The 17,687-nt window shown below is 61.9% G+C and carries 14 protein-coding genes, 1 tRNA gene and 1 pseudogene; 10 read left to right on the forward strand and 6 right to left on the reverse strand.

Annotation, left to right across the window (positions count from 1 at the left end):
- Positions 1-58: 58 nt before the first annotated feature.
- The 3 genes from thrC to moaD are packed head-to-tail and all read left to right on the forward strand — an operon-like array spanning position 59 to position 3,018.
- Positions 59-1,534, forward strand: a complete 1,476-nt coding sequence (gene thrC, locus ACHMW6_RS15985) for a threonine synthase (RefSeq protein WP_395408056.1) — start codon at positions 59-61, stop codon at positions 1,532-1,534.
- Positions 1,535-1,538: 4 nt separating this feature from the next.
- Positions 1,539-2,759, forward strand: a complete 1,221-nt coding sequence (gene glp / locus ACHMW6_RS15990; RefSeq protein ID WP_395408057.1) for a gephyrin-like molybdotransferase Glp — start codon at positions 1,539-1,541, stop codon at positions 2,757-2,759.
- Between the two features lies 1 nt (position 2,760).
- Complete coding sequence (moaD, locus tag ACHMW6_RS15995; RefSeq protein WP_395408058.1) at positions 2,761-3,018, forward strand: molybdopterin converting factor subunit 1; 258 nt, start codon at positions 2,761-2,763, stop codon at positions 3,016-3,018.
- On the opposite strand, the gene ACHMW6_RS16000 is transcribed toward moaD, so the two are convergent.
- Positions 3,015-3,248 carry a hypothetical protein gene (locus ACHMW6_RS16000; protein ID WP_395408059.1) on the reverse strand — a complete coding sequence of 78 codons (234 nt, stop codon included), beginning with the start codon at positions 3,246-3,248 and terminating at the stop codon, positions 3,015-3,017. The genes moaD and ACHMW6_RS16000 overlap by 4 nt on opposite strands.
- A gap of 41 nt (positions 3,249-3,289) precedes the next feature.
- On the opposite strand from ACHMW6_RS16000, the gene ACHMW6_RS16005 reads away from it, so the two are divergent.
- The gene (locus tag ACHMW6_RS16005; RefSeq protein ID WP_395408060.1) at positions 3,290-4,498 is read left to right on the forward strand and encodes a TIGR03862 family flavoprotein; all 1,209 of its coding nucleotides are present in this window, start codon (positions 3,290-3,292) and stop codon (positions 4,496-4,498) included.
- Positions 4,499-4,578: 80 nt separating this feature from the next.
- Here ACHMW6_RS16005 and ACHMW6_RS16010 read toward each other — a convergent pair whose 3' ends face one another.
- From ACHMW6_RS16010 to hpnC, 5 genes are all read right to left on the reverse strand, one after another.
- Positions 4,579-5,394 (reverse strand): head GIN domain-containing protein, encoded by an 816-nt coding sequence (locus tag ACHMW6_RS16010; protein WP_395408061.1) that lies wholly within the window; start codon positions 5,392-5,394, stop codon positions 4,579-4,581.
- The gene (locus tag ACHMW6_RS16015; RefSeq protein WP_395408062.1) at positions 5,391-6,182 is read right to left on the reverse strand and encodes a DUF1700 domain-containing protein; all 792 of its coding nucleotides are present in this window, start codon (positions 6,180-6,182) and stop codon (positions 5,391-5,393) included. The genes ACHMW6_RS16010 and ACHMW6_RS16015 overlap by 4 nt, the downstream gene beginning before the upstream one ends.
- Positions 6,183-6,309: 127 nt before the next feature.
- Positions 6,310-7,680 (reverse strand): hydroxysqualene dehydroxylase HpnE, encoded by a 1,371-nt coding sequence (gene hpnE, locus ACHMW6_RS16020; RefSeq protein ID WP_395408063.1) that lies wholly within the window; start codon positions 7,678-7,680, stop codon positions 6,310-6,312.
- Positions 7,673-8,506: a presqualene diphosphate synthase HpnD gene (hpnD, locus tag ACHMW6_RS16025; RefSeq protein WP_395408064.1), complete on the reverse strand. Its 834-nt coding sequence runs from the start codon at positions 8,504-8,506 to the stop codon at positions 7,673-7,675. The genes hpnE and hpnD overlap by 8 nt, the downstream gene beginning before the upstream one ends.
- A 32-nt stretch (positions 8,507-8,538) precedes the next feature.
- Positions 8,539-9,363 (reverse strand): squalene synthase HpnC, encoded by an 825-nt coding sequence (gene hpnC / locus ACHMW6_RS16030; protein ID WP_395408065.1) that lies wholly within the window; start codon positions 9,361-9,363, stop codon positions 8,539-8,541.
- A gap of 158 nt (positions 9,364-9,521) precedes the next feature.
- Between hpnC and ACHMW6_RS16035 the strand changes: the two genes are divergently transcribed.
- The 6 genes and pseudogenes from ACHMW6_RS16035 (at position 9,522) to clpX (ending at position 17,530) form a co-directional block, all read left to right on the forward strand.
- Positions 9,522-10,598: an efflux RND transporter periplasmic adaptor subunit gene (locus ACHMW6_RS16035; protein WP_395408066.1), complete on the forward strand. Its 1,077-nt coding sequence runs from the start codon at positions 9,522-9,524 to the stop codon at positions 10,596-10,598.
- A pseudogene (locus ACHMW6_RS16040) lies at positions 10,595-13,681 on the forward strand (efflux RND transporter permease subunit). Before ACHMW6_RS16035 ends, ACHMW6_RS16040 begins: the two are co-directional and overlap by 4 nt.
- 227 nt (positions 13,682-13,908) lie before the next feature.
- Positions 13,909-13,995: transfer RNA gene (locus ACHMW6_RS16045), tRNA-Leu, on the forward strand.
- Between the two features lie 35 nt (positions 13,996-14,030).
- Positions 14,031-15,371: a trigger factor gene (gene tig, locus ACHMW6_RS16050; RefSeq protein WP_395408067.1), complete on the forward strand. Its 1,341-nt coding sequence runs from the start codon at positions 14,031-14,033 to the stop codon at positions 15,369-15,371.
- A gap of 135 nt (positions 15,372-15,506) precedes the next feature.
- A complete protein-coding gene (clpP, locus tag ACHMW6_RS16055) occupies positions 15,507-16,124 on the forward strand; it encodes an ATP-dependent Clp endopeptidase proteolytic subunit ClpP (RefSeq protein WP_395408068.1) in 618 nt (205 codons plus the stop codon).
- Positions 16,125-16,261: 137 nt separating this feature from the next.
- Positions 16,262-17,530, forward strand: coding sequence for an ATP-dependent Clp protease ATP-binding subunit ClpX (clpX, locus tag ACHMW6_RS16060; RefSeq protein WP_395408069.1), 1,269 nt, complete (start codon positions 16,262-16,264; stop codon positions 17,528-17,530).
- Positions 17,531-17,687: the final 157 nt, after the last annotated feature.

Consider the following 17,687-nt stretch of genomic DNA (forward strand, 5'->3'; position numbering starts at 1 on the left):
CGGTTTGGCACTATAATAGGGATCCGTCGAACCATGCTCAATCCGGATTTCCTAACTTATGCAATACGTGTCTACCCGTGCCGATGCATCGGCTGCAGCAAAATCCCCTCAGCATTTTTCCGACATCCTTCTGGGCGGCCTGGCACCTGATGGTGGCTTGTACCTCCCGTTTGAGTATCCTCAGATTAGCGACGCCGAGCTGACCGCCTGGCGCAAGCTGTCCTACGCCGACCTGGCCGTAGAAATCCTGAAAAAGTTCGCCACCGATATCCCGGAAGCAGACCTGAAGGCGCTGGCCCACAAGACCTACACCGCCGACGTATACCGCAACGCCCGCAAGGACGAGAAATCTGCCGACATTACCCCGCTGCGCGTACTCGAAGAGAACGCCGGCAAAAAACTGGTGCTGCAAGCGCTGTCCAATGGCCCCACGCTGGCCTTCAAGGACATGGCGATGCAACTGCTTGGCAACCTGTTCGAATACACGCTCGCCAAGCATGACGCCCAACTGAACATCTTTGGCGCCACCTCCGGCGACACCGGCAGCGCCGCCGAATACGCGATGCGCGGCAAGAAGGGCATTCGTGTCTTCATGCTGTCGCCGCACAAGAAGATGAGCGCCTTCCAGACCGCGCAAATGTTCTCGCTGCAGGACCCGAACATCTTCAACATCGCCATCGAAGGCGTGTTCGACGATGCGCAGGACATGGTCAAGGCAGTCTCGAACGACCTGGAATTCAAGGCCCGCCAGAAGATCGGCACCGTCAACTCGATCAACTGGGCGCGCGTGGTCGCGCAGGTCGTGTACTACTTCCGCGGCTACCTGGCTGCCACCACGGCCAACGACCAGAAGGTGTCGTTCACCGTCCCGTCGGGTAACTTCGGCAATATCTGCGCCGGCCATATCGCCCGCCAGATGGGCCTCCCGATCGACAAGCTGGTGGTCGCGACCAACGAGAACGACGTGCTGGACGAATTCTTCCGCACAGGCGTCTACCGCGTGCGCAAGTCGGCCGAAACCTACCACACCACCAGCCCGTCGATGGACATCTCGAAGGCATCGAACTTTGAGCGCTTTATCTTCGACCTGACTGCCGGAGACGGCAAGCGTGTGCGCGAACTGTTCCACAAGGTTGAATCCCAGGGCGGCTTCGACCTGTCCGGCAAGCCGGGCAGCGATGGCGACGAGTTCAAGCTGGTGGAGAAGTACGGCTTCAGGTCCGGCAAGTCCACTCACGCCGACCGCGTACAGACCATCCGCGACGTGGCCGACGACTACGGCATCGTGATCGACACCCACACCGCCGATGGCATCAAGGTCGCCAAGGAGTACATGGAACCTGGCGTGCCGATGATCGTGCTGGAAACCGCGCTGGCCGCGAAGTTCAATGAAACCATCCTGGAAGCGCTGGGCGAGGATGCCGAGCGTCCGGCTGGTTTCGAAGACATCGAAAAGCTGCCGCAGAAGTTTGTCGTCATGCCGCCGGACGTGGATAAGGTGAAGGCCTATATCGCTTCCAACACTGGACTGTAAAACGATGAACAAACCGCAAGCGAAGCCCATGCTGGCCGTGCAGGAAGCCCTCGACTTCCTGCTGTCGGCCGCAGGTCCCGTGAAAGAGACTGAGACCGTCAACACCCTGGCCGCAAATGGCCGGGTGCTGGCCAAGTCCCAGGTCTCGGGCATGAACGTGCCTGGCGCAGACAATACGCAGATGGACGGCTACGCCGTGCGTTCCGCGGATTGCGCCAGCGGCAACGCTTCGCTGACGGTGTCACAGCGCATCCCGGCCGGCCATGTCGGCCAGCCGCTGTTGCCAGGGACTGCGGCGCGCATCTTCACCGGCGCTCTCATTCCCGAAGGTGCAGATGCGGTCGTGATGCAGGAGCAGTGCGAACTGAATGGCAATGTGGTGACGGTACGCCACGCGCCTAAGCCGGGCGAATGGATACGCCGCGCAGGCGAAGACATTACGAACGGCAGCGTGATCCTGCCGGCCGGCACGCGCCTGCGCAGCCAGGAAATGGGCCTGGCCGCTTCGGTCGGACTGGCCGAGCTGCCGGTCAGGCGCAAGCTGCGCGTGGCGGTCTTCTTTACCGGTGACGAACTGGCGATGCCGGGCGAGCCACTGGCGCCGGGCGCAATCTATAACTCCAACCGCTTCACGCTGCGCGCGCTGCTGGAAAACCTGGGCTGCGAAATCAGCGATTTCGGCATCGTGCCCGATTCGCTGGACGCGACGCGCGCCGTGCTGCGCAAGGCTGCGGACGGCAATGACCTGATCATCACTTCCGGCGGCGTATCCGTCGGCGAGGAAGATCACATCAAGCCGGCCGTGGAAGCGGAAGGCAAGCTGAATATGTGGCAGATCGCCGTGAAGCCGGGCAAGCCGCTGGCCTTCGGCGAAGTGCAGGAGGCCTTCTTCCTCGGCCTGCCGGGCAATCCGGTGTCGAGCTTTATCACCTTCCTGCTGTTCGTGCGTCCTTTCATCCTCAAGCTGCAGGGCGTCACGGAAGGCGAGGGGGCACGCGGATACGAGCTGCGCGCCGATTTCAACTGGCCCAAGCCGGATCGCCGCAATGAATTCCTGCGCGTGAAAATCAACCAGAAGGGTGGCCTGGACCTGTTCCCGAACCAGAGTTCAGGCGTGCTGACGTCTACCGTATGGGGCGACGGGCTGGTGGATAATCCGCCGGGCCACGCTATCCAGGCGGGCGACGTGGTGCGCTTCATCCCCTTCAGCGAATTGTTGTACTGAGATGGAAATCAACCTGAAATACTTCGCCAGCGTGCGCGAAGCCATTGGCCAGCCGGGTGAGCGCGTGGCGCTGCCGGATGGCGTGAACACGGTGGGTGAAGTGCGCGCCTGGCTGATACAGCGCGGTGCGCCGTGGGCGGAAGCCCTGTCCGAAGGCCGCGCCTTGCGCATGGCCTGCAACCAGGTCATGTGCACGGCGGAGACGCCGGTAGCGGCCGGCGCCGAGGTGGCGTTCTTTCCGCCGGTGACGGGCGGCTAATTCTTCTTGCGGGGCTGCGTGATGTCGTCGCACATCGGGCAGTCCATCGCTTTCTTGTAGCGGCGGTACGCTGCGCCGACAAAGATCGCTGCTGCAACCGCGGCCCATACGGCTGCGCTGAGGTAATCTACAGCTGTCGCGCTACCCTTCAGGTATTCGATTACCGCGAGAATGGCAAACAGCGGCACTGCTGCGAGCAGGTAGCGTTTGACCCAGAATGCTGCGCCCATCGATATCTCCTTCATTGTTGTTAAGGCAGTATGCCTGATTTATGAGCAAATTAGAACAATCCATTGCCGTCATTGGCGGCGGCCCGGCGGGCCTGATGGCGGCGCAGGAACTGGCCGCGGGCGGCGTGCGCGTTGACGTCTACGACGCCATGCCTTCCGTCGGACGCAAATTCCTGCTGGCCGGGCGCGGCGGGATGAATATCACGCATGCCGAGGACTATGCGAAATTCGTCACGCGCTATGGCGCCCGCGCGGGCGTGTTGCGTCCGATGCTGGATGCGTTCGGGCCGCAGCAGGTGCGCGACTGGGTGCATGCGCTGGGCATCGATACTTTTGTCGGCACGTCGGGCCGCGTGTTCCCCACGGAGATGAAGGCGGCGCCCCTGCTGCGCGCCTGGCTGCACCGCCTGCGCGAGAGCGGCGTACATTTTCATCAACGCCATCGCTGGCTAGGCTGGAATGAGGACGGTTCGCTGCGCATCGAGTCGCCGCAGGGTGAGTTTGCCGTGCGCGCCGATGCGGTGGTGCTGGCCCTGGGTGGCGCGAGCTGGGCGCGTCTTGGCTCCGATGGCGCCTGGGCGCCGGTGCTGGCCGGGCGTGGTGTGGACGTGGCGCCGCTGGCGCCGGCCAATTGCGGCTTCGATATCGGCTGGAGCGAGCATTTCGCTTCACGCTACGCGGGGCAACCGCTGACCACAGTCGCTGTCGGCGGGCGCAAGGGGCAGATGGTCGTGACTGCGACAGGCATCGAGGGTGGGCTGGTTTATGCATTCGCCGCACCGTGGCGGGACCGGATTGCTGCCGGTGGCAGTGCGGTAATCGAGCTGGATCTACTGCCGGACTTGTCGCATCAGCGCGTGCTGGATGAGCTGAGCCATCCGCGCGGGTCGCGGTCCATGTCCAGCTTCCTGCAGAGCCGCCTGCATATCAAGGGGGTGAAGACCGGGCTGCTGCACGAGGTCTTGAACAAGGACGAGTTCCATGACGTGGAGCGGGTGGCGAAGGTGCTCAAGGCGCTGCCGTTGCGGCTTCGTTCGACGCGTCCGATCGACGAGGCGATCAGCAGTGCGGGTGGGGTCAGGTTTGAATCGCTTGATGGGACGATGCTGCGCTCGATGCCGGGGGTGTTCGTCGCTGGCGAGATGATGGATTGGGAGGCGCCGACGGGTGGGTATTTGCTGACCGCCTGCTTCGCCAGCGGGCTCCAGGCGGGACGCGATGCGCTCAAATGGGTCTCGCACCGAGCTTGAGGGCGGTGACGTTCTTAGAACCAAATGCATAAATCCGGTGGCTGCCACGATGTGGCAGCCACCTGTTTCACGCCGTTGGTTTAACGCTCCCAGGTAACGCTGCCGGACCCGGACCGGCTCACATTGCGATCGCCCGGATTGCCGTAGACTAGGATATTGCCCGACCCGCGCACGGTCACGTCCGCACTCTGCCGGGCAAATACATTGGTGGTCCCTGACCCGTCCAGCTTCACGGTCACCGCATCGGAAGCCAGGTGCTGCGCATCGAGGTCGCCGGACCCCGTCAGCTCAGCGGTCAAAGTCTTGCAGCTGCCGCTGGAAGTAATCGCACCCGACCCCACCATCTCCAGCGCCACCGACTCGCTATTCCCCGTATTCAGGCTAAGATCCCCGCTGCCATGCACGCCCGCCTCAACCTCCCGATAGCGGCCGTTGAAGGACAGGTTGCCGGAACCTTGCAGTTGCACCGCCAGGCGCTCGCCGCTGAAGCCATTCACGCTGGAATCGCCGCTGCCATTGACCACCAGCTCCTGCAGCGAAGGCAGCACCAGCTCGATCTGGATGGGGCGGCGGTGATGGAAGAGCATGCCCTTGGTGCCGATGCGCAGGGTATTGCCGTCCATGGACGTGTCGATATTGCCCAGCAGGCGCTGTTCGCCGCGCACTTTCAGCGACGGCACGTCGCCCTGTTTCAACGTCAGATCGATCGGACCGACCAGTTCCACGGTATGGATGCCCGCATTGATTTCGCGCATTTCGGTGCGCGGCGCGCGGCCGGCCGCGCTGGTGGGATTGGCGACACCGTTCGCCCGCAGCGCCGCGTAGGACACGCCGGTCAGCACAATGGCCAGCAGCAGCAGGCTGAGGCCGATCTTGACGAGGGAACGGATGCTCATTTGCGTTCTCCTTTGAGCAGGGCGAAGTTCATCTGCACATAGCGCTTGAAGCCGACCACGGTGAATTTGGTGACGACAATGCTCAACAGGCTAAGCGCGATCCCCAGCAGCACAAAGCCGGTGCCGATGGCGGTCTGGGTGGTGCGGGAGGCATTGTCGAGATCCGTGGAGAAGCGTACGCCGCTGCCGGCGACTGCTTCAGCGCTGTCCAGCAGTTTCTCGGCGCGGCTGGTTTCTTCGTCGAGCTGCGCCTGCAGGCCGGGAGACGGTTCCTGGAAGACCTGGATGCCGTCGTGGCCGATGGACACCTTGGTCTGCATGCTGACGCCGGGTTCGCTGTCGCCGTCCTCGTACGCAATCAGGTGCTGGAACGGGCCGCTCAGCACCAGCTCATTGGCGCCGGCCAGGCCGCTTGCAGTAATGGCAATGCCGCTGACGTAAAACGCGAAGGCGCAGGCATAGATGCTGACCAGGATGGCGCCGTACACCATTGCCGGAATGACCATGAACAGGTTGAAAATGGCCAGACCCACGAAGGAAACCAGCATGCGCATGGCGTTGACGGGGTTTTTCTTTTGTTCGAAAGCGCTCAGGTGGGCATTGGCGCGCAAGGTCATGGCGATCTTGCGGGGCTCATCCAGGTCGGCGGCGATCTCCTGCTCGCTGCGTCCGGCGGCCAGGCCATCAATGAAGCGCTGTTCGTAGTAGGCCAGCGTACGCGCGGCCGTTTCCGGCGGCAGCCCGGCCATCGCTTTCTTCAGTGCTTCGAGGTACTCATACTTGCCCATTAACAACTCCAACTGGCTGATGCTCCATGCTGACAATGTAAGGATTTGTAGCGTGGCGTGCGCGTTGCATGCGACAGGCTGCAGTTTTGGGGGAGCAGGCGACCATATCGGGGGACAGCCGGGGGCGTCACTTCAGCGCTTTCGCCGCCGCCACCCCGCTGCGGACAGCCATTTCAATCGTGGCCGGGTATTCGCCCTCGGTATAGTCGCCGGCCAGCACCAGGCCGGGGAGCGGCGTTTCAGTGGCAGGACGGGCGAGGCCGGGCGTGCAGGCGTAGGTGGCGCGCTTTTCCGTGATGACCTTTGACCAGCCCGGCACTTTCAGCTCGGGGCGATGGAATACTTCGGCCAACTGGGCGGCGACCGCTGCGACCAGCGCCTCCTGGCCTTGGGCGACGGCGGCTGTCGATGCGCTGACGACCACCGCGAGCAGGCCTTTCTGGCTGGCGTCCAGCTGGGCGCGGTCGAAAACGAACTGGCCCCAGCGCTGGTTTTCCGGATCGTCGATCAGGGCGTAGAAGGGCAAGTCAAGATGGATGCCTGGGCCGTATTGCAGGTAGCAGGTGGTGATGGGCTCGTGCTCGAAGGCCGACAGCTGGCTGGCCAGAGCGGCGGTTTCCGGGTGCTGCTGGAGCAGGGCGGACGTGGCGACGGTGGAGCCGGCCAGCACGACAGCATCGTAGTACGAAGTCCAGTTGCCGCCGACCGCCGATCCGCTGGCTTCGATACGCCACGGCTGGCCGGCCGCGTTCGGATCATCGGGCGACGCACCGACGCCGGCACGCAGGACGCCCGAGACTTTGGCGCCGAGGCGGATCGATGCGCCGCGCGCGGTGAGCCATTTGGCGGCTGCGTCCGGAAAGAGGGCGGACAGGTCGGCGCGCGGGATCAGCATGTCGGACGCCGAACGGCGCGCGCCCAGGCTGTCGCGCAGCACGGCCAGGAACACGTTGGCGGAGGCCCGCTCCAGCGGTGTGTTGAGCGCCGCCAGGCAGAGAGGCCGCCACATCAGCTGGATCAGGCGCGTGGTCTGGTCGAAGCGCTCCATCAGTTCAGCCACGCTGCAATCGGCAGCCAGTTTCCAGCCCATCCAGCGCGCCGTGGTCGAAAAGCGCGCGAGACTCAGCTTGTCCTCGCGCGACAGGCCGGTGGAACGCAGCAGCGCGATCGCCACATGCAGCGGCGCGGGCAGGCGCGGCGCCACGAAGTCCATCCCGCCGGAACCGGCCGGATAGCGCATCTGCAGCGGCAGCGTGAGCAGGGCGGCGCGGAGATCCACGCCCACCTGGCGCATCAGCCGCAGCGATTCGGAGTACGCGCCCAGCATGATGTGCTGGCCGTTATCGAGGTCGCAGCGGTCGGTGGAGATGCGGCGCGCGCGGCCGCCCAGCGTGCGGGCGGCTTCGAACAGCGTTACATGGTGGCCCGCCTGCGTGAGTTCGACAGCGGCAGTGCAACCTGCCCAGCCGCCGCCAACGACGGCGATCTGCTTAGCCACGGACCCAGGTCTTCCACGCCAGCCACAGCTTGCGGATCGGCGTCAGCGAGATGCGCTGCTTGAGCACGTGGTAGCCGTCCTCCTGGATTTCATCGAGTAGGGTGCGGTAGATGGCGGACATGATCAGGCCCGGGCGCTGGGCGCGGCGGTCTTCCTTCGGCAGCAGCGCGAAGGCTTCGTCATAGGCTTTCTGCGCGCGGTCGGCCTGGAACGCCATCAGCTTGGCGAAGTTCTCGGTTTCGCGTGCGTTCAGCAGGTCGGCTGCGGTCACATTGAACTGCTGGAGTTCATTGATCGGCAGGTAGATGCGGCCCTTACGGGCATCCTCGCCCACGTCGCGGATGATGTTCGTGAGCTGGAAGGCGTGGCCCAGCTTTTCCGCGTACTGCAAGGTCTCGGGACGCGTAGCGCCGAAAATGCTGGCGGACAGGATGCCGACCACACCGGCTACGTGCCAGCAATACTTGCTCAGGCCCGCGTAATCGAGGTAGCGGGTCTGGTTCAGGTCCATCTCCATGCCATCGATGATGGCCTGCATATGCTCCTGCCTCAGGTCGTAGGCCGTCAGGTGCGGCTGCAGCGCCAGCGTGACGGGGTGCGACTGCTTGCCCTCATACATCTGGGCGATTTCGTTGCGCCACCAGGCCAGCTTGATGCGGGCCAGCGATTCATCCGTGCATTCATCGACCGTGTCGTCCACTTCCCGGCAGAAGGCGTAGAGCGCCGTGATGGCGCGGCGGCGCTCCGGCGGCAGGAACAGGAAGCTGTAGTAGAAACTGGAACCGCTTGCTGCGGCTTTTTGTTGGCAGTATTCGTCTGGGGACATGGAGATGATGCCTGGATGTCAAAGCCGCTATTTTATAGGTAAGCGCTGCGCATTCGTAATGCCCGCCATAAAACTTTGATCCAGTCCCGTTTTTCCAGCTTGGGACGGCGGCGGAAGACATCGTATTCGTTCTCCTCGATCGCTTCCAGGATGCGCAGGCCGCCCTGGACCACCATGCGCAGCTCGAGGCCGATGCGGCCTTTCAGGCGCACGGCCAGCGGGGCGCCGCTCAGCATCAGTTCGCGGGCGCGCTCGACCTGGAACTTCATCATGGCGCGCCATTTGGCATCATTGTCCGGACGGTCCATATGGGCCGGCAGGATGGCGAAGCGCGTCAGGTCCTCCATCGGAAGGTAGATGCGCTCCTTCTGTTCGTCGATGGCGACGTCTTGCAGGAAGTTGATGATCTGCAGAGCCGAGCAGATGGCATCCGAGTCGCGCACATTGCGTTCGTCCGCTTCGCCGTACAGGTGCAGCATGAGGAGGCCAACCGGGTTGGCCGAGCGCGCACAGTAATCGAGCAGGGCTTCGTAATTGGCGTAGCGCGTCACTTCCACATCCTGCTTGAAGGCGGACAACAGGTCGTAGAAGGGACGCAGCGGCAGTTCGTATTTGGCGATGGTAGCCGCCAGGCGCGTGAACATCGGGTCCAGGCCGTCTTCCTTGCGTTCGATGCGGGCGAGGGAGGCTTCATAGGCGCTCAGGGCGGCCAGGCGCTGTTCGGGCGTGGCGTCGCCTTCGTCGGCCAGGTCGTCGGCGCTGCGGGCGAAAGCGTAGATCGCCTCGACTGCCGGCACCAGACGGCGGGGCAGTAAAACGGAAGCGACGGGGAAATTCTCGTAGTGGTCAACAGGCATAGAGGAAGTATTCTAAATAAATGACGCGAAAGTCATTTTCAATGTAGGTTGACCCAACTATAATTTTTACCTTACCGGAAAGTCAGTTAACTCGCCGGACCAGAAATAATAATTGCAATCTGACATCCTCGCAATTACGAATGTGAAGGAAATACATCGTGTTTGTCGCAAAAAAACTTCCCGTGGCGCTGGCTGCAGCCTTGCTGCTTGCCGCGTGTTCCAAGACCGAGCCGAAGACCGAGGAGATCCGGCCCGTCCGTGCAATGGTCGTCCAGAGCAGCAATATTGACGTCAACGCCGAATTTTCGGGCGAAGTACGCTCCCGTGTCGAGTCCCGGCTGGGATTCCGTGTGGGCGGCAAGATCGTTTCGCGCAAAGTGGATGTCGGTTCCGTGGTCAGGCATGGCCAGGTCCTGATGGAACTGGATCCGCAAGACCTGAAACTGTCCCAGGCCCAGGCCCTTGCGGCGCTGCGCGCGGCGGAGACCAACCGCGACCTGGCGTCCTCCGAGCTGAAGCGCTACCAGGAACTGCGCGACAAGAACTTCGTCAGCCAGGCCATCCTGGACGCCAAGCTGTCTGCCGCCAAGTCGGCGCAGGCCCAGGTCGATTCGGCGCAGGCGGCTTACCGCGGCCAGTCCAACCAGGCGGGCTATGCGCAGCTGCTGTCCGATATCGATGGCGTGGTGACGGCGGTCGATGCGGAAGTCGGGCAGGTGGTTTCGCCCGGCACGCCGGTAGTGCGCGTGGCAAAGTCGGACGAGAAGGAAATCGTGTTCGGGGTGCCTGAAGATAAGGTCGATACGCTGCGCAAGATCGAGGATGTACAGGTGCGCCTGTGGGCGGACCCGGAGAAATCCGTGCCCGGCAAGATCCGCGAAATCTCGCCCGTGGCCGATCCCTTCACCCGTACCTATGCGTTCAAGGTGACTATTCCGCAGTCCCTGACCGAGGCCAAGCTGGGCATGACGGCGGTCGTGGCCTTCGCCTCGAAAACCCCGGTCCCACAGATCAAGGTGCCGCTCACGGCCCTGTTCCATGAGCGGAATGCGACCTCGGTCTGGGTAGTGGAGAACGGCGCCGTGAAGCTGGTGCCGGTCACCGTCACGGGTGTGCAGGGCAATGACCTGGTACTTGGCAGCGGCATCAAATCGGGCCAGACCATCGTTACGGCGGGTGTCAACCTGCTGAAGCCGGGCCAGAAGGTCAATATCCTGGGAGCCGCGGCTAAATGAAGGATTTCAATCTCTCGCGCTGGGCGCTGGAGCACATCCCGCTCACGCGCTACCTGATTGCGGTGCTGATGATAGGCGGCCTGCTCGCCTACAAGAACCTGGGCAGGACGAAGACCCGCCGTTCACCTTCCGGGCCATGGTGGTGCAGGCTTTCTGGCCGGGCGCAACGGCCTTGCAGATGGCCGAACAGGTGACGGACAAGCTCGAGAAGAAGCTGCAGGAAACGCCGTATATCGACGAAATCACCAGCTATTCCAAGCCGGGCCAGTCCGTCATCCTCGTCAACCTGCGCGAATCCGCGCCGCCGAAGGAGGTGGCGCAAGCCTGGTATCAGGTGCGCAAGAAGATAGGCGATATTTCCAATACCCTGCCGGCCGGTGTGATCGGCCCGGCCTTCAACGATGAATTCGGCGACACCTACGGTTCCATCATTGCGCTCTCCGGCGACGGCTTCACCTATGCCGATATGAAGGACTATGCGGACTTCGTGCGCCAGCAGCTGCTGAATGTGCCCAAAGTGTCGAAGGTGGAGCTGTTCGGCGTGCAGGACGAGAAGATCGATATCGAGTTCTCGCACAAGAAGTTCGCCCAGCTCGGCCTGACCGTCGAACAGATCGCCAACCAGATCGCCACGCAGAACGTGGTGGAAGCGACTGGCGTGGTCGTCACCCCGACCGACAACCTGCAGGTGCGTGTTTCCGGCGCGCTGCGCACGGTGAAGGACCTGGAAGAACTGGAACTGCGCGCCAACGGCACTACTTTCCGGCTGGGCGACTTTGCCGCCATCAAGCGCGGCTACCAGGACCCGCCGCGCGACAAGATGCGCTTCAACGGCAAGGAAGTGATCGGCCTGGGCATCTCGATGGAGAAGGGCGGCAATATCATCGAGCTGGGCAAGAACCTCGAAAAGACCGTCTCTGAACTGAAGGCCAAGCTGCCGGTCGGCATTGAGCTGGACCGCGTGGCCAACCAGCCGGCGGCGGTGACGGCGTCGGTTGGCGAATTCCTGCGCACGCTGATTGAAGCCGTGGTGATCGTGCTGGCCGTGAGTTTCCTTTCGCTCGGCCTGCACACCAAGCCCAAGCTGCGCCTGGATGCGCGCCCCGGCCTGGTGGTGGCGCTGACCATCCCGTTGGTGCTGGCCGTGACTTTCCTGTTCATGCGCATACTGGATATCGACCTGCACAAGATCTCGCTGGGCGCGCTGATCATCGCGCTCGGCCTGCTGGTGGACGACGCCATCATCGCCGTCGAAATGATGGTGAGGAAGATGGAGGAGGGCCACTCGCGCTTCGATGCGGCGACCTACGCCTACAAATCGACCGCGCTGCCCATGCTGACGGGGACCCTGATCACGGTGGCGGGCTTCCTGCCGATCGGCCTGGCCGCCTCCGCTGCGGGTGAATACACCTTCTCGCTGTTCTCGGTGAATGCGATCGCACTGGTGACTTCCTGGGTCGTGGCCGTGGTGTTCACGCCTTACATCGGTTTCGTGCTGCTGAAGGTGAAGCCGCATGCGCCCGGCGAGCATGGCCATGAAGTGTTCGATACGCCGGGCTACCAGAAATTCCGCCGCCTTGTGAACTGGTGCGTGGAATGGCGCAAGACAACGATTGCGGCCACGCTGCTGGTGTTCGCACTCGGCGTCTATGGCTTCAACTTCATCGAGAAGCAGTTCTTCCCGGATTCCAGTCGTCCCGAGCTGATGGTGGAGCTGTGGCTGCCGGAAGGCTCGTCCTTCGAGCAGAGCGAAAAGCAGGTGAAGAAGTTCGAAGCTTTCATCGGCAAGCAGCAGGGCGTGGCCAGCGTGACCAGCTATGTGGGTACGGGCAGCCCGCGCTTCTACCTGCCGCTGAACCAGATCTTCCCGCAGACGAATGTGAGCCAGCTGGTGGTGCTGGCCAAGGACCTGAAGTCGCGCGAGGAGCTGCGCCAGAAGATCACCGAAATCTTCAAGACCGACTTCCCGGAAGTGCGCGGCCGCGTGCAGTTGCTGCCTAACGGGCCGCCTGTGCCGTATCCGGTGCAGTTCCGCGTGACCGGCACAGAAGTGGCGACCGTGCGCGCCATCGCCGACCAGCTGAAGGATGTGATGCGCGCCAATCCGAACACGCTGGGCGTGAACGACAACTGGAACGAGTCCATCAAGGTGCTGCGCCTGGACCTGGACCAGGACAAGATGCGCGCCCTCGGCGTCACTTCGCAGACCGTGATGCGTGCGGCGAACACCATCCTGTCCGGCACGCCGATCGGCCAGTTCCGTGAAGGGAACCGCCTGATCGACATCCAGGTGCGCCAGCCTGTCGAGGAGCGCCGCACCATCGCTGTGCTGAACGACACCTATATCCCTACCGCCAGCGGCCGCTCGGTGCCGATTTCGCAGCTGGCGCGCGTGCAGTTCGTGTGGGAGCCGGGCGTCGTTTCGGCGCGAGGGCAGGGAATGGGCGATCACCGTGCAGTCGGATGTGGCGGAAGGCATACAAGGCCCGACCGTCACCGGCCAGATCAATCCGAAGCTGGACGAGTTGCGCAAGAAGTTGCCGGCCGGCTACAAGATCACGGTCAAGGGCGCGGCCTCGGATTCGAGCGCGGCGGAACAGTCGATCGCGGCCAACCTGCCGCTGGCGATCTTCATCATCTTCACTCTGTTGATGCTGCAGCTGCACAGTTTCTCGCGCTCGCTGCTGGTCTTCCTCACCGGCCCGCTGGGCGTGGCGGGAGCGGCGATGGCGCTGCTGATCATGGGGCGTCCGCTGGGCTTTGTGGCAAACCTGGGGATTATTGCGCTGTTCGGTATGATTATCCGCAATTCGGTCATCCTGGTGGACCAGATCGAGCAGGATATCAAGCTGGGCGTGCCGGCCTGGAATGCGATCGTGGAAGCGGCCGTGCGCCGCTGCCGGCCGATCATCCTGACGGCGGCTGCGGCGGCGCTGGCGATGATTCCGCTGTCCCGCTCCGTGTTCTGGGGGCCGATGGCGGTGGCGATCATGGGCGGGCTGATCCTGGCGACGGCGCTGACGTTGCTGTTCTTGCCGGCGCTGTATGCGGCCTGGTTCCGCGTGCCTAAACCTACGGCGTGAAGCTGGTGTCAGGCACGATGTGCCTGACACCCGGCAAGCGGCGCGGAACGGGTGTCTGCCACCTTGTGGCAGACACCAGCATTCGGTTTGGGTTTTAAATGTTGTGTGAGAGATAAAAAACCCTTCCACACTCTGAAAAAAGTTGTAAAATGCCGCGTTGAAGTTGAAAGCCCTGGGCGACCCTGTTTTCACTTAAAGGTCGCCCTTTGCTTTTGTGCAAATATGCCGCGAGGATGGCGAAATTGGTAGACGCACCAGGTTTAGGTCCTGACGCCAGCAATGGTGTGGGGGTTCGAGTCCCCCTCCTCGCACCATAACAGTACTAACATTTTTTTGGACGATTTTGATAATGGCAACTGCTGTCGAAACCCTGGGCAAACTCGAACGCCGCATGACGATTTCCTTCCCGCTGTCGGATGTACGTTCCGAAGTGGAAAAGCGCCTGAAGGTGCAAGCCCGCAGCGCCCGCGCGCCTGGCTTCCGCCCGGGTAAAGTGCCGATGAAGATGGTCGCTGCACAGTACGGCTATCAGATCGAAACCGAAGTGCTGAACGACAAAGTCGGCCGCGCTTTCAACGACGCCGCCAACGAAAACCAGCTGCGCGTTGCCGGTTTTCCGCGCATCGAGCCGAAGCAGGACGCACCGGAAGGCCAGCTGTCTTTCGACGCCACCTTCGAAGTCTATCCGGAAGTCGAAATCGGCGACCTGACCTCCGTTGAGATCGAAACCGTGAAGTCCGCAGTGACCGACGCCGAAATCGACAAGACCATCGACATCCTGCGCAAGCAGCGCGTGCACTTCCACACCAAGGGTGAAGAAGGCGAGCATGGCACCGGCGGCGAAGCCGTGGCTGCCAATGGCGACCGCGTGACCGTGGACTTCGTGGGCAAGATCGACGGTGAAGAATTCCCGGGCGGTAAGGCCGAAGGCTATGCTTTCGTGCTGGGCGAAGGCCGCATGCTGCCTGAATTCGAGGCCGCGACCGTGGGCCTGAAAGTGGGCGAGTCCAAGACCTTCCCGCTGGCCTTCCCTGAGGATTACCATGGCAAGGACGTGGCCGGCAAGACCGCCGAGTTCACCATCACCCTGCAGAAGCTGGAATGGGCGCACCTGCCGGAAGTGGACGGCGAGTTCGCCAAGTCCCTGGGCGTGGCTGACGGCGACCTGGCCAAGATGCGCGACGATATCAAGGTCAACCTGGAGCGTGAAGTCGCCGGCCGCGTGAAAGCACGCAACAAGGAAGCCGTGATGGACTCCCTGGTCAAGACCGCCGCCCTGGAAGTGCCGCAGTCGCTGATCCAGCAGGACACCGAGCGCCTGGCCGAAATGACCCGCCAGGACATGGCAGCCCGCGGCATGAACGTAAAAGATGTACCATTCCCTCCGGAGCTGTTCAAGGACAAGGCTGAGCGCCGCGTGCGCCTGGGCCTGATCCTGTCCAAGCTGGTGGCCGACAACAACCTGCAGGCAACCCCTGAGCAGGTGAAAGCGCAGATCGAAGACTTCGCACAGAGCTACGAAGATCCGCGCGAAGTGCTGAAGTACTACTACAGCGACCGTCGCCGCCTGGCCGAAGTGGAAGCTCTTGTATTGGAAGAAAACGTCGTTACTTATGTACTGGGCCTGTCCAAGAACGTTTCGAAAGAACTGCCTTTCGACGAACTGATGGGAAGCGCAGCACAAGCTTAATTGCTTCTGCTCAATTAAAACCACAGGCATAATCTGGGGTCAGACACTCAGTCAGAGATAGTGGACGAAAGCCGCTTAACTGAATGTGTGTCTGACCCCTGTTTCACGCTGGTGGTCCTAGCAAAAGGAAATGGAATGAACCGTAATCCCGCACTCGATACGGAAATGCTCGGCCTGGTGCCGATGGTGATCGAACAAAGCGGCCGCGGCGAGCGCTCGTATGATATCTACTCGCGCCTGCTGAAGGAACGCGTGATCTTCATGGTGGGTCCGGTCAACGACCAGATGGCCAACCTGATTGTTGCCCAGCTGCTGTTCCTGGAAAGCGAAAATCCGGACAAGGACATTTCGCTGTACATTAACTCTCCGGGCGGCTCCGTTTCCGCCGGCCTGGCGATCTTTGACACGATGCAGTTCATCAAGCCGGACGTATCGACCCTGTGCACCGGCATGGCAGCCTCGATGGGCGCCTTCCTGCTGGCGGCCGGCGCCAAGGGCAAGCGTTTCTCGCTGCCGAACTCGCGCATCATGATTCACCAGCCGTCGGGCGGCTCCCAGGGCCAGGCTTCGGACATCGAAATCCAGGCCAAGGAAATCCTGTACCTGCGCCATCGCCTGAACAGCATCCTGGCAGAGCGCACCGGCCAGACGATCGACCAGATCGCCAAGGACACGGACCGCGACCGCTTCATGTCTTCGGAAGAGGCGGCCGAATACGGCCTGATCGACAAAGTGTTGACCAGCCGCGCTTGATTAGCGTCCCAAGATAAGACGCCCGGACGCTACAACGTTCGGGCGTTTTGCTTTTATTTCGGGTAGCATGGTGGTTGTGTGCAGGACTTCTTTCCACGACACATTGCAACCTTGGCTACATACTAAAGAAAAGTCCCATGTCAGAGAAAAAATCCTCCAGCGGCGAAAAACTTCTGTACTGCTCGTTCTGCGGCAAGAGCCAGCACGAGGTGAAGAAACTCATCGCCGGTCCATCCGTCTTCATCTGCGATGAATGCATTGACTTGTGCAATGACATCATCCGCGACGAGACCTCCAGCATCGAATCTGTCACGGGCGCCAAGTCGGACCTGCCAACGCCGCAGGAAATCACCGACCTGCTGAACCAGTACGTGATCGGCCAGGAGACCGCGAAGCGCATCCTGTCCGTGGCGGTGTACAACCACTACAAGCGCCTGAAGCACCTGGGCAAGAAGGATGACGTCGAGCTGGCCAAGTCCAACATCCTGCTGGTGGGCCCGACCGGCTCCGGCAAGACCCTGCTGGCCCAGACCCTGGCGCGCATGCTGAACGTGCCTTTCGTGATCGCCGACGCGACTACCTTGACCGAAGCCGGCTATGTGGGCGAGGACGTCGAGAATATCATCCAAAAACTGTTGCAGAGCTGCAACTACGATGTTGAGAAAGCTCAACGCGGCATCGTCTACATCGACGAGATCGACAAGATCTCCCGCAAGTCCGACAACCCGTCGATCACGCGTGACGTGTCCGGCGAAGGCGTGCAGCAGGCCCTGCTGAAGCTGATCGAAGGCACCATGGCTTCCGTGCCGCCACAGGGCGGCCGCAAGCACCCGAACCAGGACTTCGTGCAGATCGACACGACCAACATCATGTTCATCTGCGGCGGGGCCTTTGACGGCCTGGCCAAGATCATTTCCAACCGTTCCGAAAAGTCCGGTATCGGCTTCTCGGCAGTGGTGAAGAGCAAGGAACAGCGCGCCAACAGCGAAATCCTGATGGAAGCGGAACCGGAAGACCTGATCAAGTTCGGCCTGATCCCCGAGCTGGTTGGCCGTCTGCCGGTGGTGGCGACCCTGTCGGAACTGACCGAGGAAGCCCTGATCCAGATCCTGATCGAGCCGAAGAACGCGCTGGTGAAGCAGTATTCCAAGCTGCTGGAAATGGAAGGCTCGGAGCTGGAGATCCGCCCGGCTGCGCTGCACGCCATTGCCCGTAAAGCCCTGGCGCGCAAGACCGGCGCCCGCGGCCTGCGTTCCATCCTGGAACACGCTCTGCTGGACGTAATGTTTGAATTGCCGAATCAACAGAACGTTACAAAAGTCGTTATTGATGAAAATACGATTACCAGTGGCGCAAAACCCCTGCTGATTTATCAGGAAACCCCGAAGGCGTCGGGGGAAAATTAAAAAGGGTTTTGCATCCCTGAGGCAAGGCGGTACAATCAAAAACTATAAAAGAACGCAGGCTTCAGTCGGAAAGCCACTCGCGATTGCCAGTCGCGCGTGGCTTTTTTTATTTGCTGAATCCCGTTTTTTTACAGTGGCCGCCTATATTTTCAGCAAA

This window comes from Pseudoduganella sp. UC29_106, assembly GCF_044055365.1.
Lineage (GTDB): Bacteria > Pseudomonadota > Gammaproteobacteria > Burkholderiales > Burkholderiaceae_D > Rugamonas.